Source organism: Pseudomonas sp. R43(2017) (assembly GCF_002112345.1).
Classification (GTDB): Bacteria; Pseudomonadota; Gammaproteobacteria; order Pseudomonadales; family Pseudomonadaceae; genus Aquipseudomonas; species Aquipseudomonas kribbensis.
Genome location: NZ_NEHJ01000006.1, coordinates 399,270 through 416,800, shown reverse-complemented (window position 1 = coordinate 416,800; position 17,531 = coordinate 399,270). Strand labels below are relative to the sequence as shown.

At 59.2% G+C, this 17,531-nt stretch carries 15 protein-coding genes and 1 rRNA gene; 11 read left to right on the top strand and 5 right to left on the bottom strand.

Annotated elements, in window-relative coordinates; all coding sequences use genetic code 11:
* The 5 genes from rrf to CAG02_RS19690 all read left to right on the top strand — a co-directional run.
* Positions 1-88 (top strand): 5S ribosomal RNA (gene rrf / locus CAG02_RS19710); the annotation flags it as partial.
* Between the two features lie 456 nt (positions 89-544).
* Positions 545-2,149 carry a tetratricopeptide repeat-containing response regulator gene (locus CAG02_RS19705; protein WP_085711011.1) on the top strand — a complete coding sequence of 535 codons (1,605 nt, stop codon included), beginning with the start codon at positions 545-547 and terminating at the stop codon, positions 2,147-2,149.
* Positions 2,146-2,838 (top strand): sensor histidine kinase KdpD, encoded by a 693-nt coding sequence (locus tag CAG02_RS19700; protein WP_085711010.1) that lies wholly within the window; start codon positions 2,146-2,148, stop codon positions 2,836-2,838. The genes CAG02_RS19705 and CAG02_RS19700 overlap by 4 nt, the downstream gene beginning before the upstream one ends.
* Positions 2,839-3,057: 219 nt before the next feature.
* Positions 3,058-4,299, top strand: a complete 1,242-nt coding sequence (locus tag CAG02_RS19695; protein WP_170931624.1) for a glutamine synthetase family protein — start codon at positions 3,058-3,060, stop codon at positions 4,297-4,299.
* A gap of 68 nt (positions 4,300-4,367) precedes the next feature.
* Positions 4,368-5,738: an MFS transporter gene (locus CAG02_RS19690; protein WP_085711008.1), complete on the top strand. Its 1,371-nt coding sequence runs from the start codon at positions 4,368-4,370 to the stop codon at positions 5,736-5,738.
* 75 nt (positions 5,739-5,813) lie between these two features.
* Here CAG02_RS19690 and CAG02_RS19685 read toward each other — a convergent pair whose 3' ends face one another.
* From CAG02_RS19685 to flgA, 4 genes are all read right to left on the bottom strand, one after another.
* On the bottom strand, positions 5,814-6,548 hold the full coding sequence (locus tag CAG02_RS19685) for a flagellar brake protein (protein WP_085711007.1): 735 nt from the start codon (positions 6,546-6,548) through the stop codon (positions 5,814-5,816).
* A 95-nt stretch (positions 6,549-6,643) separates the two neighbouring features.
* The gene (locus CAG02_RS19680; protein ID WP_085711006.1) at positions 6,644-7,111 is read right to left on the bottom strand and encodes a flagella synthesis protein FlgN; all 468 of its coding nucleotides are present in this window, start codon (positions 7,109-7,111) and stop codon (positions 6,644-6,646) included.
* Positions 7,112-7,159: 48 nt separating this feature from the next.
* Entirely contained in the window at positions 7,160-7,486 is a 327-nt protein-coding gene (gene flgM / locus CAG02_RS19675) for a flagellar biosynthesis anti-sigma factor FlgM (protein WP_085711005.1), read from the bottom strand.
* 194 nt (positions 7,487-7,680) lie between these two features.
* Positions 7,681-8,442 carry a flagellar basal body P-ring formation chaperone FlgA gene (gene flgA / locus CAG02_RS19670; RefSeq protein ID WP_085711004.1) on the bottom strand — a complete coding sequence of 254 codons (762 nt, stop codon included), beginning with the start codon at positions 8,440-8,442 and terminating at the stop codon, positions 7,681-7,683.
* An 82-nt stretch (positions 8,443-8,524) separates the two neighbouring features.
* Between flgA and CAG02_RS19665 the strand changes: the two genes are divergently transcribed.
* The 6 genes from CAG02_RS19665 (at position 8,525) to flgE (ending at position 13,517) form a co-directional block, all read left to right on the top strand.
* A complete protein-coding gene (locus CAG02_RS19665) occupies positions 8,525-9,457 on the top strand; it encodes a chemotaxis protein CheV (protein WP_065258844.1) in 933 nt (310 codons plus the stop codon).
* A 47-nt stretch (positions 9,458-9,504) separates the two neighbouring features.
* Positions 9,505-10,332, top strand: coding sequence for a protein-glutamate O-methyltransferase CheR (gene cheR / locus CAG02_RS19660; RefSeq protein WP_007960327.1), 828 nt, complete (start codon positions 9,505-9,507; stop codon positions 10,330-10,332).
* A gap of 242 nt (positions 10,333-10,574) precedes the next feature.
* Positions 10,575-10,982, top strand: coding sequence for a flagellar basal body rod protein FlgB (gene flgB, locus CAG02_RS19655; RefSeq protein ID WP_025112931.1), 408 nt, complete (start codon positions 10,575-10,577; stop codon positions 10,980-10,982).
* A 3-nt stretch (positions 10,983-10,985) separates the two neighbouring features.
* On the top strand, positions 10,986-11,429 hold the full coding sequence (gene flgC, locus CAG02_RS19650; protein ID WP_054593596.1) for a flagellar basal body rod protein FlgC: 444 nt from the start codon (positions 10,986-10,988) through the stop codon (positions 11,427-11,429).
* Between the two features lie 15 nt (positions 11,430-11,444).
* A complete protein-coding gene (gene flgD, locus CAG02_RS19645; RefSeq protein ID WP_085711003.1) occupies positions 11,445-12,173 on the top strand; it encodes a flagellar hook assembly protein FlgD in 729 nt (242 codons plus the stop codon).
* A 30-nt stretch (positions 12,174-12,203) separates the two neighbouring features.
* Entirely contained in the window at positions 12,204-13,517 is a 1,314-nt protein-coding gene (gene flgE, locus CAG02_RS19640) for a flagellar hook protein FlgE (RefSeq protein ID WP_085711002.1), read from the top strand.
* Positions 13,518-14,213: 696 nt separating this feature from the next.
* Here the strand turns inward: flgE and CAG02_RS19635 are convergent.
* On the bottom strand, positions 14,214-17,108 hold the full coding sequence (locus tag CAG02_RS19635; RefSeq protein ID WP_085711001.1) for a ribonucleoside-diphosphate reductase subunit alpha: 2,895 nt from the start codon (positions 17,106-17,108) through the stop codon (positions 14,214-14,216).
* Between the last annotated feature and the right edge of the window lie 423 nt (positions 17,109-17,531).

The window sequence follows — 17,531 nt, the reverse complement described above, 5'->3', positions numbered from 1 at the left end:
CTGATCCCATCCCGAACTCAGAAGTGAAACGATGCATCGCCGATGGTAGTGTGGGGTTTCCCCATGTGAGAGTAGGTCATCGTCAAGATTAAATTCCGAAACCCCAATTGCGAAAGCAGTTGGGGTTTTGTTTTGCCCGCAGGAAAGTTTCTATTTCTGCTTATCCAGTGGGCACGCTATACCTGGCCAAGATTTTCGGCTCAGATAGTGTTTTCGACGGTGTTTACCGCTTTTGTGCAGTCCATTCCGGTCGCCATTTCCTGCTGGAGAAACAGCAGAACGCCGGCGGACACGATGTAGCGTCCTTTGATATACACGATCCAAGCCTTTTATGAGGGAGTGAGCAGCCGAACAGGCCAGTTGTTGCATAAGGAATCTTGAAGTGCCTGCTTCAGAGAATGTCACTTCTGGCCGATAACCCGATCGGCACTTGCAATCTCATCGGCTGCGCATGAAATCGCTTGATAGCATTTAGCCTCCAGTTATCATCTGCGCGCTTGTGAAAGCCCTCGGTTCTTCTACTTCAATTGTCTGGAAATCCTCGATGCTGTCGTATCACCAAAAGAGTTTTCTGATCGTCGATGATTTCTCGGATTTCCGCAGTTCCGTACGCTCGATGTTGCGCGAGTTGGGCGTCAAGGACGTGGACACCGCCGACACCGGTGAGCAGGCGCTGAAAATGTGCGCGCAGAAGTCCTACGATTTCATCCTTCAGGATTTCCACCTGGGTGACGGCAAGAAAAACGGTCAGCAGGTGCTGGAAGACCTGATGATGGAAAAGCTGATCAGTCACGAAGCCGTGTTTGTGATGGTCACCGCCGAGACGAGCCAGGCGATGGTGCTCAGTGCACTGGAGCACGAGCCGGACGCCTACCTGACCAAACCGTTCAACCGGATCGGCCTGGCTCAACGTCTGGAGCGTCTGGAGCAGCGCAAGACCTTGCTCAAGCCGATTCTGCAGGCCCTCGATCGTGGCAAACCGGTCGAAGTGCTCAACGCCTGTATCGCCCTGTGCAAGCAGGACATCCGCTATTCGCCGCTGTGCCTGCGCTACCGTGCCGATGCCTTGCGTGACATGAATCAGAACGAAGCGCTTGAGCGTCTCTATGACAGCATCATCGCCGACCGGCCGTTGCCGTGGGCCTTTGCCGGATTGGGCAAGTTGCTGTTCAAGCGCGGTCAGGTGGCCCAGGCCAAAGGCGTGTATGAAAAAGCCCTGAAAGTGTTTCCGATGATGCCGGCGCTCTACGACGGCATGGCGGATGTCCTTGTGGCCGAAGGTGATACCAAAGGCGCACAGCGGACACTGGAGGAGGCGATTCGCCTGTCGCCACTGGCGGTACGCCGACAGGCGCTGCTCGGCAAACTGGCAATGGCCAACGAGGATTTCGACACGGCTTCGCGAGCCTACCGTCAGGCTGTTGCGCAGGGGGCGCAGTCGCGCTTCAAGGATCCTGAAAGCAACCTGGGTCTTGCTCACGCGCTGATCAGCAAGGGCAGCGAAAAGGGCCTCGATACCCGCACGCGCCTGGAAATCAACACCACCCTCAGTGCCGTGGCCAAGGAAAACCCGACCGATCCTGGCTTGCAGATTCGTGCGCGCCTGATGAAGGCCACCAGTCTGTTGCTCAACGACGCCGAGACCGCCGAGAAGCTCACCGAACAAGCGCTGATGCGTCTCGACGGCATGGAACAGTTCATGAGTCCCGAGGCGGCGCTGTTGGTCGCCAAGCAATTGCAGATGCTGGGGCAGGCGGAGGCGGGCACGTCGATGCTCAAGAGCTGTGCGGAAATCTACGGCGATGACCCGACGGTGATGAAAGACATTGCCAAGCTCACCGACGATCCGACTATTCTCAGCTCCAGTAATGCCGCCGCCGACCTCAACCGTCAGGGCGTGCGCGTGTACAAGACCGGCAACCTGGTAGAGGCCCGCGAAGTATTCCGCAAGGCGCTGAAGATGCAGCCGAAGAACATCAGTATTGCGCTGAACATGGCGCAGTCGCTGCTGCACGGCACCGACACCAGTGTGCCGTCGGCGGAACTGGAAGAGTGTCGGGCCTGCCTGAAAATGGTCGGCCTGATGCCCGACACCGACGCGCGTTATCCGCGTTATCAGAAGCTGAAAAGCAAGGCGTTTGGCGAATGAATCAAGACGAGCAGGCACTGGATTTTTCCACGGTGATCGCCTCCACCGTGCACGACATGAAGAACTCTCTGGCCATGCTGATGCAGGCCCACAGCCAATGGCTGGCGCGCCTGCCCGAAGACCAGCGTCAGGTGCCGGAGCAGGGCGTGATCGACTTCGAGTTCGCCCACCTCAACGGCATGTTGGTGCAGTTGCTCGGGCTGTACAAGCTCGGCGTCAACCAGATGCCGTTGCAGCCGGCGTATCACGAACTGGACGATTTCATCGAGGCGCAACTGGCGGCTCATCAAGAGGTTTTCGCCAGTCGCGGCATCGTCGCAACTTACGAAGTCGATCCGCTCAGTCCATTGGGGTTCTTCGATCGTGAACTGATCGCTTCGGTGCTCGGCAATTGCATCAACAACGCGATCCGCTACGCCCGTGAATCGCTGCTGATCACCGTCAGCGACGAGGCCGGGCAACTAGTGTTGAGCATCAACGACGACGGCGACGGTTACCCGGTCGAGATGCTCGAGCGCCAGGCCGATTATGTGCAGGGCATCAATCACAGCAGTGGCAGTACCGGCCTCGGTCTGTACTTCGCCGGGCGCATCGCGGCATTGCATCAGCGCAACGGTGTCGGCGGTCGTACCGAGATCCGCAATGGCGGGCCATTGGGTGGCGGCGTGTTCAGTATTTACCTGCCCTGACTCACGAATTCATCGACAGGCATTCTTTTTGTTGGCCGCTGCTTGATATTCCGAACAGCTGAAGCCTATTTTGTCCGGGTCGCCGTTCGCGGCTCGCACAATAACAAGGATTGCGTCATGACAACCGATGGCCAGCGTTCACTCGCGCAGCGATTGACGGGCATTGATGAAATTGAATGTGTCACGCCGGATTTGAACGGCGTGCCACGGGGCAAGGTAATGACCGCCGAGGGTTTCCTCGAAGGGCGGCGTTTGCAGATGGCCCGGGGGGTGCTGCTGCAATGCATCATGGGGGGCTATCCCGCTGCACGGTTCTACGGCAGCGATGACGGCGACCTCGCGCTGGTGGCTGATCCTGCGCAAATTCATCCTCTACCGTGGAGCCAGGAGCCGCGTGCGCTGGCCATCTGTGATGCCGATGAGCTGACCGGCGAGAGCTCCAACCTGTCGACCCGTGGTCAGCTGAAGAAAGTCATTGCCCGCTACGCGGCCCTCGGCCTGGCGCCGGTAGTGGCAACTGAACTCGAATTCTTTGTGTTCGCCCCGAACACCGATCCAACGCAACCGTTCCAGCCACCGGTCGGCCTCGACGGACGTCGCGAGGATGGTCACTCGGCGTTCAGCGTCAGCTCCAACAACGGTCTGCGACCGTTCTTCAGTGAAGTCTATAAATGCATGGCGGCCCTGGGCCTGCCGCGCGATACCTTCATGCACGAAATGGGCGTCAGTCAGTTCGAGATCAACCTGTTGCACGGTGATCCGCTGTTGCTGGCCGACCAGACCTTCCTGTTCAAGCACCTGCTCAAGGAAGTCGCGCTCAAGCATGGCCTGACCGTGGTCTGCATGGCCAAGCCGCTCGCACATACGCCGGGCAGTTCGATGCACATCCATCAGAGCATCGTCGAGATCGGCAGTGGCAAGAATGTGTTCAGCGATGAGAACGGTCAGCCGACCGCGATGTTCCGCCACTTCATCGGCGGGCAACAGGCGGGCATGGCGGACTTCACCGCGCTGTTTGCACCGAACGTCAATTCCTATCAGCGCCTGTGCCATCCGTTTGCCTCGCCGAACAATGCCTGCTGGTCCCACGACAATCGCGCGGCGGGTCTGCGGATTCCGGCCAGTTCGCCGGTCGCCCGTCGGGTCGAGAACCGTTTGCCGGGCGCCGATGCCAACCCGTACCTGGCGATTGCTGCGAGCCTGGCAGCTGGTCTGCATGGCATCGAGCATGAGCTGGAACCGAGTGCACCGATCCAGGGTGAATTCGAAGTGCCGGACAACCTTTCGCTGCCGTGTACGTTACACGCCGCGCTCGAGCGTCTGAAACGCAGCCAGTTGGCCAAGGAACTGTTCGGCAAGGAGTTCATCGAAGGCTACATCGCTTCGAAGACTATGGAGCTGACCAGTTTCTTTGATGAGATCACTCCCTGGGAACGGCGCGTTCTGGCAGCCCAGGCCTGACGAAATGTCGTCATCGGGCTATCGTTCGATAGCCCGACACTCACCGCAAGGAGCCGCTCGGAACGCCGATGCGCCAAATCTGGAAATCCTTTCGAGCGCTGTATTTCGCCTCGCTGATGATGTTGATCGGCTCGGGCCTTCTTTCTACTTATCTGGCGTTGCGTCTGGCGGCCGACCATGTCGACGGACTGTGGGTCGGTGCGCTGATGGCGGCCAACTATTTCGGTCTGGTACTGGGCGGCAAGATCGGCCACCGGCTGATCGCCCGGGTCGGACATATACGCGCGTACTCCGCCTGTGCGGGGATCGTCGGCGCAGCGGTGCTCGGTCATGGCCTGGTGGACTGGCTGCCGGCCTGGCTGGTGCTGCGGACCATTGTCGGCCTCGGCATGATGTGCCAGTACATGGTGATCGAGAGCTGGCTGAACGAACAGGCCGACGCCAACCAGCGGGGCGTGGTGTTCAGCGGCTACATGATTGCCTCGTATCTGGGGCTGGTGCTCGGTCAGCTGATCCTGGTCATGCACCCGGGCCTGGGCCTGGAACTGCTGATGCTGGTCGCCCTGTGTTTTGCCCTGTGTCTGGTGCCGGTGGCGCTGACCCGACGGATTCACCCGGCACCGTTGCATCCGGCGCCGATGGAGCCGCGCTTCTTCATCAAGCGCGTGCCGCAGTCGTTGAGTACGGTGCTCGGGGCAGGGCTGATCATCGGTTCGTTCTACGGTCTGGCACCGCTGTATGCGTCGCAGCAGGGGTTGTCCACCGAACAGGTCGGTCTGTTCATGGGTACCTGCATTTTTGCCGGGCTGCTGGTGCAATGGCCGCTGGGCTGGTTGTCCGACCGTTATGACCGGGCCTTGCTGATCCGCTGCTTCGCCGGGTTTCTGGCTATAGCCGCATTGCCACTGGCGATCATGCCGCAGGTGCCGCTGGAGATTTTATTCGTCGTCGGCTTCCTGTGTTCGCTGGTGCAATTCTGCCTGTACCCGCTGGCCGTGGCGTTCTCCAACGACCATGTCGAAGGCGATCGGCGGGTGTCGCTGACGGCGATGCTGCTGGTGACCTACGGGGTCGGTGCCAGCATCGGGCCGCTGCTGGCCGGTGTGTTGATGAAAATGTTCGGCAGCCAGAGCCTGTATGCGTTCTTCACCTTTTTCGCGCTGGTGCTGGTGTGGCGCATTCGGCCGAAAGCCGTGACCAATCTGCACCAGGTCGACGACGCACCGCTGCATCACGTGGCGATGCCGGACAGCATGTCCAGTTCGCCGCTGGTGGCAGCGCTGGATCCGCGGGTCGACGAGCAAGTGGTACAGGAGCAGATGCAGACCACGGTCGCACCTGAACCGGCACCCGAGCCCGCCACTGAACCAGAATCACCTGTTGAGCCGGATGCCGGCAACGACAATCCTGCACCGGACATCAGTGGCGCCAGGCCCTGATCCTGAAAAAACATCAGGCATAAAAAAACGGGCAGTCACCGCAAGGGACTGCCCGTTTTTAATGGTGCGTACGAATCAGAGATCGTCTTTGTCGAAGCGCCGTGCTTCACGTTGCAACTGGTAGACGAAACGCTCGACGTTGCGCGCTGCCGGGCCGCTGATGTTGTGAAAGCGCAGGCCGGCGAAGGTGATGTTGAGTTTTTCTTCGAAGTGCAGGTAACGCAACTCGACCGCCGCTGGCTGGTTGCCGAACAGCGGCGGGGCGATCAGGCGATCGTAGACCTGGCCCAGTTGCAGGCGGTCGGTGATGTCGCCTTCAAAGCGCAGCTTGCAGCCGGTGGCGGAGATATCCAGCAGCTTGCCACTGATCGGCGACTTGAGCTTTTCGCCACCCAGTTCGACGCTCACCAGATCGGTCAGCTTCAGTGCGGCGCGGAAGGCGTTGCGGCGCTGGTGATAGACCACTTCGGTGGGCATCTCGCCGACATAGAAGCGGTCACCGTCGGATTCCTTGATGTCCAGCGTGCCGGTGTATTCCCAGGCGATGCGCACGCCTTCGTGGAAACCTTCGACCTTGAAGGGTTCGCCAGCCAGCAGGAAGCGCTCGCCATCGCGCGGGATCATTTCGTCCAGGGCAATGGTGGCGGTTTCCCGGTCAACCTTGATCAGGTAGCTCTGGAAGCGCTGGCTGCGCTCGTGAAAGGTGATGATCAGCGGATCGTGGCTCTCTTGCAGCTGGCGCAGATTGCTGGAGATCTCCAGGGGCGTGGTAAGCACCTTTGGGGGCTGCGGAGCGTCATCATTGGACACGTTAAATCAATCTCCAGACAAATTTTGACTACGGCTGGCCAGTATTTTGCCAGCATGTATCGCGCGTTGATAGGGCGCAAGCATGGAAGAAAGCATCACGCCTGGCTGAGCGCGCGCGGTTTCTGCAGTTTGGAGAAGGTGCCGCTGGCATCGTAGAGCGCGGGAGGCTCGCCACCGGTGAGGATTTTCAGCTGATTGGCCGTGGCGGCCTGCTGCATCACGATCGACTGGCCATTCTTGACGTTGGCCGCCTGGCACTGGGCGATCAGGTCAGTCAGGACATCGCTCTGGCTCAGCAACTGCTCGCCGATGCTCGACTGGCTGGCCAGTTGTTCAAGGCCCCGGCGGTCGAGCGACAGATTGAGGCTGGCGAGGATTTCGCTGCGCTTGCGGCCATGCTGCTCGAGCAGAATGATCAATGCCTGTTTGCGCGCCAGAATTTCTTCCAGCAGGGGCATGTCGCGACCGTGCAAGGCGAGGGACTCGGTATGCAGTAACTCCAGCAGTTGTTGAGCTGGAGCAAAGTCGTCGGTGATCAGTTGCAATAAAGTAGTGTCGTGCATGGCTGGCCTTGGGTTTTAAGCGTCCAAAAGCCTGGCGCAGGCCGAGGCCTAGCGCTGGGCTTCGAAGTTGAGCAGTTTGCTGGCTACACGGTTGCTGTCGACTTTGTAGCTGCCATCGGCAATCGCTGCTTTCAACTCGGCCACGCGGGCTTTGTCGACGGCAGGCTGATCGCGCAGCTTGTCAGTGACCTTCTGCAACTGTTGAGCCTCATTGCTGAGGTGTACCGATTCCCCGCTTTTTGCGGTACTGGCCTGTTCGGCCGGGGTATTCAGCGGCGCGGAGGTGCCGGTTTCGGCGGTTTCCTTGGGCGCGCTGGTACGTGTACTGCCCGTAAGTGACGAGGAGCTGTTCAAACGGCTGAAATCGATGACCATGTTAAAAACCTCTGGGAATTTGGACGCTTGCCATGTTCTCGGCCATCCCCTGGAAAACTTTAGGCTCTTTTACCAATAAGCCTGCATGCGCCGCACAGATCCTGCTGCGGCACAGTTTAGGGAACAGCTCAGGTTGGCGCCAGTTTTCTGCGCGATCACTCACGAGGCTTTCCTGTCATTGCTCCAGTCGTTGCTCACATTGCCACTTCCACCTGGCCCGGCGCCATGACCTGCGCCTTGATGACCCGCTGGGAGTTGAGGTTTTTCACTCGAATCTGTTCTTTCAGACCGCCATTGGACAGGGCTTCGCCCGGCATGCGCACGGCCAGTGTGCCGCTACGGGCGGTAATCACCACTTGATCGCCTTTGCGAACGACTTCCGCCTGTTCCAGATGCACAAGGGTAATCACCTGATCGGCGACCGTTGGTCGGGTCAATTTCTGCCCGATCGCCTCATCCACCGACGTCAGGAAACCCTGATTGATCTGGCTGACGTCATGTTCACGCAGCGTCACGTCCTGAGGCTCGATTATCCCTGCGCGCTTGAGGGGACGAGTGGTCGTCACAACCTCGCGAAACAGGCGGACTTGAGCGGGTACGAACACGGTCCAGGGGGAGGCGCCTTCACAGCGGACCTTGACGGTCACACGACCCAGAGGACGCCCCGGACTCTCCAAGGACGCTGTCAATTCCTTGTCGCACATAGGCATGCGCATGCGCGGATCGAGCTGCTTGACCTCGATTTCATAACGCCCTTCCGTTTGACTGGTAGCCAGATAGTCTTCTACGGTGAATTCAAGAAAGCCCTGAGTGACGCCGATAAGCATGTCAGGCAAGGTAACCGCATCAGCACTGGCAGGGCTGCCCGCGAAAAACAGGCAAGCGGCAGACACCGCGCAAAGTCCTCTGCGGATAGGGGATGTCAGGCGTCGGAAAAATGTCGTTTGAATGTTCATACGAGTTAAAAAGCAAGCGCCGTGCCGTTTAGCAATGAATGTGCGTCGCAACAACACTTGGCGTTGGTGTAGGAGTCTGGGCATGGCTGGTGTAATGGATTCGGTGAACCAGCGCACGCAACTGGTAGGGCAGAATCGCCTGGAGCTGTTGTTGTTCCGTCTCGACGGCCAGCAGCTCTACGGGATCAACGTGTTCAAGGTTCGGGAAGTGCTGCAATGCCCGCAACTGACGCTGATGCCCAAGTCCAGTCCTGTCGTGTGCGGGGTGGCGAATATCCGGGGGGCGACCATTCCGATCCTTGATCTGGCAATGGCGACCGGCTCCGGGGCGTTGAAAGACAAGAACAGTCCGTTCGTGATCATCACGGAATACAACACCAAGACCCAGGGTTTCCTGGTGCGCTCGGTGGAACGTATCGTCAACATGAACTGGGAAGAGATCCATCCGCCACCCAAGGGCACCGGTCGCGATCATTACCTGACCGCTGTGACTCGGGTGGACAATCAGTTAGTCGAAATCATCGACGTCGAGAAGGTGCTGGCGGAAGTCGCACCGACACCGGAAGCGATTTCGGTCGGCGTTGTTGATGTCGAGACCCAGAGCAAGGCGCTGTCTCTGCGGGTGCTGACGGTCGATGACTCGTCGGTGGCGCGCAAGCAGGTGACACGTTGCCTGCAGACAGTCGGTGTCGAAGTGGTGGCGCTGAACGACGGCAAGCAGGCGCTGGATTACCTGCGCAAGCTGGTCGACGAGGGCAAGAAGCCGGAAGAAGAGTTCCTGATGATGATCTCCGATATCGAGATGCCGGAGATGGACGGGTACACCCTGACGGCGGAAATCCGCGGCGACCCTCGCATGCAAAAGCTTCATATCATCCTGCATACTTCGTTGTCGGGTGTGTTCAACCAGGCGATGGTCAAGAAGGTCGGTGCCGATGACTTCCTGGCCAAATTCCGTCCTGATGACCTGGCATCCCGGGTAGTCGACCGGATCAAAGCAGCAGATATCAGCTAGGGACTTTCCGTCCCTGGCGGTCAACACGATTTAAGAGGCGGCATCATTTGTCTACGGGTAATTTGGATTTCGAACAGTTCCGGGTCTTCCTGGAAAAAGCCTGTGGCATTTTGCTCGGTGAAAACAAGCAGTACCTGGTCTCGAGCCGTCTCAACAAACTGATGGAGCAGCAAGGCATCAAGTCCCTGGGTGAGCTGGTACAGCGCATCCAGACCCAGCCGCGCAGCGGTTTGCGCGAGCAGGTGGTCGATGCCATGACGACCAACGAAACCCTGTGGTTTCGCGACACCTATCCGTTTGAAGTCTTGAAGAACAAGGTACTGCCCGAGGCGATCAAGGCCGCTCCCAACCAGCGTCTGCGGATCTGGTCGGCGGCCTGCTCGTCGGGTCAGGAACCCTATTCGCTGTCGATGTCGATCGACGAGTTCGAGCGGACCAACATCGGTCAGTTGAAGATGGGCGTGCAGATCGTCGCCACGGATCTGTCCGGCAGCATGCTGACCAACTGCAAGACCGGCGAGTACGACAGCCTGGCGATCGGTCGCGGTCTGTCCGCCGATCGACTGCAGCGCTACTTCGACCCGAAAGGGCCGGGGCGCTGGGTGATCAAGGCGCCGATCAAGAACCGGGTGGAGTTCCGCTCGTTCAACCTGCTCGACAGCTATGCCAGTCTTGGCAAATTCGACATCGTGTTCTGCCGCAACGTGCTGATCTACTTCTCCGCCGAGGTGAAGAAAGACATCCTGTTGCGCATTCACAGCACGCTGAAACCGGGCGGCTATCTGTTCCTCGGCGCTTCCGAAGCGCTGAACGGTTTGCCGGACCATTACCAGATGGTCCAGTGCAGCCCGGGGATCATTTACCAGGCGAAGTGACCGGCACCGGCAACACAAAAAAACGGGAGTCCTCAGGGGCTCCCGTTTTTTTATGCCTGAAGGTTTTTGCGGTGGCGGCAAGCGGCAGAAAAGCGGCATTCGGCGGAAACCCGTTGCCGCTTTTCTGGCATTGCCGCCTTGCCGATTCCCTGCAAAGCCCCGGAATCCGGGGCTTTTTGAAACTGGCACGACGCTTGCTATAACCCTGTTACGAAAAACCCGGTCACCTGAAGGTTCCCGACATGAGCATCAGCTTCGATAAAGCGCTCGGAATTCACGAAAAAGCCCTGGGCTTCCGCGCCCAGCGTGCCGAAGTCCTGGCCAACAACATCGCCAACGCCGACACCCCGAACTACAAGGCTCGGGATCTGGATTTCTCCAAAGTGCTCGAAGCACAGAGCCAGAAGAACGCCAACGGCACCATCGCCCTGAACATGACCAACAGCCGTCACATCGAAGCTGAAGGCCTGGGCAATGGCGACGAGTCGCTGATGTATCGCACGCCGATGCAGCCGTCGATCGACCAGAACACCGTTGACGCCCAGCTGGAACAGTCGAACTACGCGGAAAACGCCGTCGGCTTCCAGGCCAGCTTCACGCTGCTCAACAGCAAATTCAAAGGGCTGGTGTCAGCCCTGCGCGGAGAGTAATCCATGTCCCTGTCCAGCGTTTTCAACATTGCCGGCAGCGGCATGAGCGCCCAGACCACGCGTTTGAACACCGTGGCTTCGAACATCGCCAACGCCGAAACCGTCTCGTCGAGCATCGACCAGACCTATCGCGCCCGTCACCCGGTGTTCGCCACCATGTTCCAGGGCGGCCAGAGCGGCGGCAGCAACTCGCTGTTCCAGAACCAGGACGCCGCAGGCCAGGGCGTACAGGTGCTCGGCGTGGTCGAAGACCAGAGCAACCTCGAAGCGCGCTACGAGCCGAACCATCCGGCCGCCGACGCCAAGGGCTATGTCTACTACCCGAACGTCAACGTGGTGGAAGAAATGGCCGACATGATTTCCGCGAGCCGGTCCTTCCAGACCAACGCCGAAATGATGAACACCGCCAAAACCATGATGCAGAAGGTGCTGACCCTCGGTCAGTGATAAGGGGCGACTGCCATGAGTGTTACCGATACCACCAGCAGCCTGACGATGAACGACATACTGGCCAACTCTTCGAAGAAGACCAGTAGCACGACCACCGGCGGCATCGCTTCGGCTACCAACAGCGCCACCGGCGGCCAGGCCCTGGGCAAGGATGCGTTCCTGCAACTGCTGGTAACCCAGCTGAAAAACCAGAACCCGCTCGACCCACAGGACAACAGTGCATTCGTTGCCCAGCTCGCGCAGTTCAGCAGCCTCGAGGGGATCACCACCCTCAACAGCACCGTGAGTTCGCTGGCCGGCAACTACAACTCGTCGCAAGCCTTGCAGGCTTCGTCGCTGGTTGGCCGCAACGTGATTGTGCAGACCAACTCGGTCCAGCTCGACGATCCGAGCAAAGGCATGACCGGTTCGGTCACCGTTCCGTCGTCGATTGCCGGCGGCACCGTCAGCATCACCGACAGCAGCGGCACGGTCGTTCGCACCATCGATCTGGGCAGTCGCGCCGCAGGCAATGCGAGCTTCACCTGGGACGGCAAGGACAAGGACGGCAACCTGGTGAAGACCGGTACCTATACCGTCAAGGCCAACGCCTCGATCAATGGTACCTCGACCGATATGGCGACCTACCTGCCGGCCACCGTCACCAGCGTGACGATCAGCCAGACCGGCGGCGAGCTGATGCTCAACCTGTCCGGCAAGGGCACCGTCGCCCTGTCCAAAGTACAAACCATTGGTATATAGAGCCGACTAACCGGCACAAAGGAGTGGAATATGTCTTTCAATATCGGCCTTAGCGGTCTCTATGCAGCCAACAAGCAACTGGACGTGACCGGCAACAACATCGCCAACGTCGCGACTGCCGGTTTCAAATCGTCCCGCGCGGAATTCGAAGACGTTTACTCGGCGACTCGCCTGGGCAGCGGCAGCAAGGTCATCGGCAACGGCGTGCGCCTGGCCAACGTTTCCCAGCAGTTCACCCAAGGTGACATCAACAACACCGGCAACGTGCTGGACATGGGGATCAACGGTTCCGGTTTCTTCACCCTGAGCAACAACGGTTCGGTGTCCTACACCCGTGCCGGTACGTTCAAGGTCGACAAGGACGGCTACATCACCAACACCGACTACACCTCGCGTCTGCAGGGCTATGGTGTGGATTCCAACGGCAAGATCATCAACGGCGTGTTGACCGACCTGAAGATCGATACCTCGAACCTGGCGCCGAAGTCTTCCTCGCTGGTGACTTCGACCATCAACCTGAACTCGACCGCTCCGGTGATCGATGATACTGCGGCGGCCGGCAAATTCGACCCGACCAACACGGCGACCTACACCAAGTCGTTCAGTACTCCGATCTATGACAGCCAGGGCAACCAGCACACCATGGATCAATACATGGTCAAGACCGGTGCCAACACCTGGAAGGTCTACACCCTGGTGGACGGTCGTAACCCGGATGCTACCGGCAGTGATCCAAAGCTCACCGCGCCAGTGGCTTCGACCATGACCTTCGACTCCACCGGTAAACTGACTCAGGTCAGCACTCCACCAGCCACGATCAGCAGTGACCTGAAGCTCACTGGCTGGGTGCCAGGGACTGTGACCAATGGTGTCTGGACTGCCAACGGTGCTTCGGCAAACCCGGCCGGCATCACCATCTCCATGGCCAAGACCACTCAGTACAACGCCGATACCGCGCGCTCGATCCCGACGCAGGATGGCTATGCCACCGGCCAGATCACCAACCTGACCATCGACGGCACCGGTACCCTGTTCGCCAACTTCAGCAACAACCAGAGCAAGGCCATCGGCCAGGTTGCGCTGGCCAGCTTCACCAACGAACAGGGCCTGCAGCCTATCGGTGGTACCAGCTGGAAAGAGACTTATGCTTCGGGTATCCCGGGCTACGACGCGCCGGAAACCGGCACCCTGGGTTCGATCGCTTCCAACTCGCTGGAAGAGTCGAACGTTAACCTGACCAATGAGCTGGTGGACCTGATCAAGGGCCAGAGCAACTATCAGGCGAACGCCAAGACCATCTCGACCCAGAGCACCATCATGCAGACCATCATTCAGATGACCTGATTTTTGGTTGTTCAAGGAGCCCCTCTTTTGAGGGGCTTTTTTTTTGTTTGGCGTGGCGTCCTGGTGGACGGCCATGCTTTGGTTGATTGGGTGAATATCCGTTTCTTCGGGTGTGGCGGCTGGCGGTTTCGCCCTTACGGCGACTCACTTTTTTGACAAACGCCTCAAAAAAGTAAGCAAAAAAACGCTTGCTCCTGCGTTCGGCCCGCTCGCTGGGGCTCGGGGTTCCTTCGCTCCGGGATTCATCCGGGGGGCATCGCCTACGGTTTGCTTCGCTGCACCTCCTCTCGATGTGTTTGGCTTCGCCAAACGGTCGCTGCGCTCCCACCCCCGGATAAATCCCTCCACTCAGCCTTCCGACGTCGCCCGAAGATCAAAAGCGGTACTCGAGCTAACGCTCATCGTGTTGAGTGGTGGAAAGCCAAAGCCAAAGCCAAAGCCAAAGCCAAATCCAAAGCTGGGTTTGGTTTGGTTTGGTTTGGTTTGGTTTGGTTGGGGATATTCTTTTTTATATCTCGAAGTTCATCTCGGTATTTCACTTCGGCTTACATCTTCCCGGCGACTCGATCGGTTCTTGCCCCATCCAGGGTGAGGGCGCTTTAGCTTTTCCCGCAGGCAAAAGAAAACCCCCGACAAACCAGAAGTCTGTCGGGGGCTTCTCGATCAGGCGTTTCGCAACGCCTGACTCAGCTCAGCTTATTGGCAAGCTTCGCAATCCGGCTCGTCGATGGCGCAAGCCTTCGGTACTGGAGCAGGGCCGGCTGGCGCTGCCAGGACCGAATCGTCACCGTGGTTGCCGCCGCTGGAAACAGCGTTCAGCTTGCCGGTGTTGATGGTCGACTTCTCGGTGCTGGTCGCGGCCAGGGCACGGAGGTAGTAGGTGGTTTTCAGACCACGGTACCAGGCCATGCGGTAGGTCACGTCGAGTTTCTTGCCCGATGCGCCGGCGATGTACAGGTTCAGCGACTGGGCCTGGTCGATCCACTTCTGACGACGGCTGGCGGCGTCAACGATCCACTTGGTGTCCACTTCGAATGCGGTCGCGTAGAGCTCTTTGAGTTCTTGCGGGATGCGCTCGATCTGCTGAACCGAACCGTCGTAGTACTTCAGGTCGTTGATCATGACCGAGTCCCACAGACCGCGAGCCTTCAGGTCGCGAACCAGGTACGGGTTGATCACGGTGAATTCGCCCGACAGGTTCGATTTCACGTACAGGTTCTGGTAGGTCGGTTCGATCGACTGCGATACGCCGGTGATGTTGGCGATGGTCGCGGTCGGTGCGATGGCCATGATGTTCGAGTTACGGATGCCTTTCTGTACACGGGCGCGAACCGGTGCCCAGTCCAGGGACTCGGTCAGGTCGACGTCGATGTACTTCTGGCCACGTGCTTCGATCAGGATCTGTTGCGAATCCAGCGGCAGTACGCCTTTGGACCACAGCGAACCCTGGAACGTCTCGTACGAGCCGCGCTCGTCAGCCAGGTCGCAGGAAGCCTGGATCGCGTAGTAGCTGACCGCTTCCATCGACTTGTCGGCGAACTCGACGGCAGCGTCGGAACCGTAAGGGATGTGCTGCAGGTACAGCGCGTCCTGGAAGCCCATGATGCCCAGGCCGACCGGACGGTGACGGAAGTTGGAGTTCTTCGCCTGCGGTACCGAGTAGTAGTTGATGTCGATCACGTTGTCGAGCATGCGCACGGCGACGTCGATGGTGCGCTTGAGCTTGGCGGTGTCCAGCTTGCCGTCGACGATGTGGTTCGGCAGGTTGATCGAGCCCAGGTTGCAGACCGCGATCTCGTCCTTGTTGGTGTTCAGGGTGATCTCGGTGCACAGGTTCGAGCTGTGGACCACGCCGACGTGCTGCTGCGGGCTGCGCAGGTTGCACGGGTCCTTGAAAGTCAGCCATGGGTGGCCGGTTTCGAACAGCATCGACAGCATCTTGCGCCACAGGTCTTTGGCCTGGATGGTCTTGAACAGCTTGACCTTGCCCGGGTACTCGGTCAGGGCTTCGTAGTACTCGTAGCGCTCTTCGAAGGCCTTGCCGGTCAGGTCGTGCAGGTCCGGTACTTCGGATGGCGAGAACAGGGTCCACTTGCCGTCATCGAAGACGCGCTTCATGAACAGGTCAGGGATCCAGTTGGCGGTGTTCATGTCGTGGGTACGACGACGGTCATCACCGGTGTTCTTACGGAGTTCGATGAACTCTTCGATGTCCATGTGCCAGGTTTCCAGGTAGGCGCACACAGCGCCTTTGCGCTTGCCACCCTGGTTAACGGCAACGGCGGTGTCGTTCACCACTTTCAGGAACGGAACCACGCCCTGGGACTTGCCGTTGGTGCCCTTGATGTACGAACCCAGTGCACGAACCGGGGTCCAGTCGTTGCCCAGGCCGCCGGCGAATTTCGACAGCATGGCGTTGTCGTGGATCGCGTGGTAGATGCCCGACAGGTCGTCCGGAACGGTGGTCAGGTAGCAGCTCGACAGCTGTGGACGCAGGGTACCGGCGTTGAACAGGGTCGGGGTCGAAGCCATGTAGTCGAACGAGGACAGCAGGTTGTAGAACTCGATCGCACGGTCTTCTTTCTGCTTCTCTTCGATCGCCAGGCCCATGGCCACGCGCATGAAGAAAATCTGCGGCAGTTCGAAACGCACGCCATCCTTGTGGATGAAGTAACGGTCGTACAGGGTCTGCAGGCCCAGGTAGGTGAATTGCTGGTCGCGCTCGTGGTTGATCGCCTTGCCCAGTTTTTCCAGGTCGAAGTCGGCCAGCACAGGGTTCAGCAGTTCGAACTCGATACCTTTGGCGACGTAGGCCGGCAGCGCCTTGGCGTACAGGTCGGCCATCTCGTGGTGGGTCGCGCTCTCGGCGACGCCCAGGAAGCCCAGGCCTTCGGCACGCAGGGTGTCCATCAGCAGGCGGGCGGTCACGAACGAGTAGTTCGGCTCGCGCTCGACCAGGGTACGGGCGGTCATTACCAGCGCGGTGTTGACGTCGTTCAGGGCCACGCCGTCGTACAGGTTCTTCAGGGTTTCGCGCTGGATCAGGTCGCCGTCGACTTCGGCCAGACCTTCGCAGGCTTCGGTGACGATGGTGTTCAGGCGGCCCATGTCCAGCGGCGCGAGGCTGCCGTCGGCGCGGGTGATGCGGATCGACGGGTGCGCTTGTACCGGTGCGTCGGCGGTGGTGCGGGTGGCGCGTTCCTTGGAACGGGCGTCGCGGTAGATCACGTAGTCGCGAGCCACTTTCTGCTCGCCGGCACGCATCAGGGCCAGTTCGACCTGGTCCTGGATTTCTTCGATGTGGATGGTGCCGCCCGAAGGCATGCGACGCTTGAAGGTCGCGGTGACCTGTTCGGTCAGGCGGGCAACGGTGTCGTGGATTCGCGACGAAGCGGCAGCGGTGCCGCCCTCAACTGCGAGAAACGCTTTGGTGATAGCGACGGTGATCTTGTCATCGGTGTAAGGAACGACAGTGCCATTACGCTTGATCACACGCAGTTGACCAGGCGCGGTGGCAGCCAGATCCGAATTCGAATCGGCGGCCTGCGGCAAGGTGCCCTGCGGGTTCTCGCGAGTTGTGTCGGTTTGCATGGGTGTCTCCACGTTCTCTATGTTTGTTTGGGCACCATCACGGTGCCCACCGTTCCGTCCTGAAGCACTACGACCGGCCAGCGCCGGGTAACGACTTCGGGACAGTTCAGGAAGTGGGCCTTGTGGGCGCCGCTTCCATGCCGAAGTCTTCGGTTCGCGCGATACGCGTGAAACCGCATTCCTTTCGGGGAGCAGTTTCGGACTGCAACACCCGTACCGTTTACGCCGTGGTCGGCTGAAAAACGGTAGCCATCCGCAGGCGCGGTTTGGGCTTCTGAAAATACGTTTGGTTCAACCCGACAATGGCAATAAAAAGCCTTGAATTCACTGTCCGGTTTGTGTTTGGTTTTTGGCGCTAACCCCTACATGTAGGGTTTTTTTGAGCGCGGGCTACAAGATAATGCGTTTTGGGGGGCGATTGCA